Origin of the sequence: Pseudoalteromonas sp. CH_XMU1449-3 (genome assembly GCF_037027245.1) — a bacterium.
Lineage (GTDB): Bacteria > Pseudomonadota > Gammaproteobacteria > Enterobacterales > Alteromonadaceae > Pseudoalteromonas > Pseudoalteromonas shioyasakiensis.
The window spans coordinates 1-1,209 of the sequence record NZ_JAYMDY010000045.1 but is presented as its reverse complement, the minus strand read 5'-3'; the positions used below and the strand labels follow the sequence as shown (position 1 = coordinate 1,209).

The 1,209-nt window shown below is 38.3% G+C and carries 3 protein-coding genes; 2 read left to right on the top strand and 1 reads right to left on the bottom strand.

The features are described from left to right. The first annotated feature begins 5 nt into the window (after positions 1 to 5). Entirely contained in the window at positions 6 to 110 is a 105-nt protein-coding gene (locus tag WA256_RS21025) for an IS3 family transposase (protein ID WP_138602026.1), read from the top strand. A 74-nt stretch (positions 111 to 184) separates the two neighbouring features. Here the strand turns inward: WA256_RS21025 and WA256_RS21020 are convergent, their stop codons facing one another. Next, a complete protein-coding gene (locus tag WA256_RS21020) occupies positions 185 to 688 on the bottom strand; it encodes a DUF3016 domain-containing protein (protein WP_335993308.1) in 504 nt (167 codons plus the stop codon). A gap of 230 nt (positions 689 to 918) precedes the next feature. Between WA256_RS21020 and WA256_RS21015 the strand changes: the two genes are divergently transcribed. Next, positions 919 to 1,209 (top strand): SDR family NAD(P)-dependent oxidoreductase (locus WA256_RS21015; protein ID WP_335992924.1); only part of this gene is annotated, 291 nt, incomplete at its 3' end.

Genomic DNA, 1,209 nt, shown 5'->3' with positions numbered 1-1,209 from the left:
GTGAAATGACAACACAAACGTATTTTTATATTGAAAAATACTACAACTCAGTAAGAAGGCATGGCACCCTAGGGTATAAAAGTCCCATGCAGTACGAACAAGTTAATTAAACCCCGTGTCTACTTTATCGGGGTCAGATCACTCAACTGACAGCTGACAGCTGACGGCTGAGAGCTTTTAGTTATCATTCACCCAGATTTAACGACGGTAATAGCTCATCTTCGAACCAATCAGTAATTAAACGTTTATCGTAATAATAAGCCTCGTCACGACCCATCTTCATACGATCCATGAATCCCATATCTTTGAGTTTTACATCGTTTGCTTCGCTCACGACCTTACCGTTTTTATCGGTAATCGAATAATTTAGGTCGATACGTGGGAAATAAATTGGTTTGATGATACGCAATTCATTCATGGTACCAAAACGCACATCACCCGCTAGGTCGAGCTCAGTCACTTCAACGTTAAAGGTGTAGCCTTCAGGTAACTTTTCAGCAAGTTTGTTAAAGTGTTTTTCAAAATTCTTCGCCACGTTCTTATGAAATGAACCTTTTGGTGAGTTGTTTCCGGGGCGAACATCGCGGTAATCGTTAAAGTCATGCCATTTAACTTTTGCTTCTCCTGCGTGAGCAAAAGCAGGTAGTGCAACAACCATTGCTAAGGCAACTTTTTTTACTGTATTCATCTGTTTCTCCACTTAACAGGTATAGCTAATGATTAAATTTTAGCTGCTGACAATTAACTATAGCTTAATATCTAAACACTTAGGTGTAACCAATATGGTGCAAAATGTAATCAAAAACAAGCGATTCATGTTTTTGCTTTATCGCCGTAAATCACAATTAATTCATGTAATTTAGGCCGAAATGTGATGAAATAAGGCTAATTCAACCAGGTATAGTTCATGGATATTTTATGACCATTTTAGTCACCGGCGGAGCCGGATACATCGGTTCTCACACCGTATTAGAGTTATTACAACAAGGCACTGACGTTGTTGTACTCGATAACTTAAGCAATTCATCAAATGAGTCATTGGCTCGCGTAAAAAAAATAACAGGCAAGGACGTCACGTTTTATCAAGGTGATATTTTAGATAGAGCCTGCTTAGACAAAATCTTCAGTGAACATACTATTGATAGTGTTATTCACTTCGCAGGTTTAAAAGCGGTTGGTGAATCGGTTGTAAAACCTATCGAGTATTAT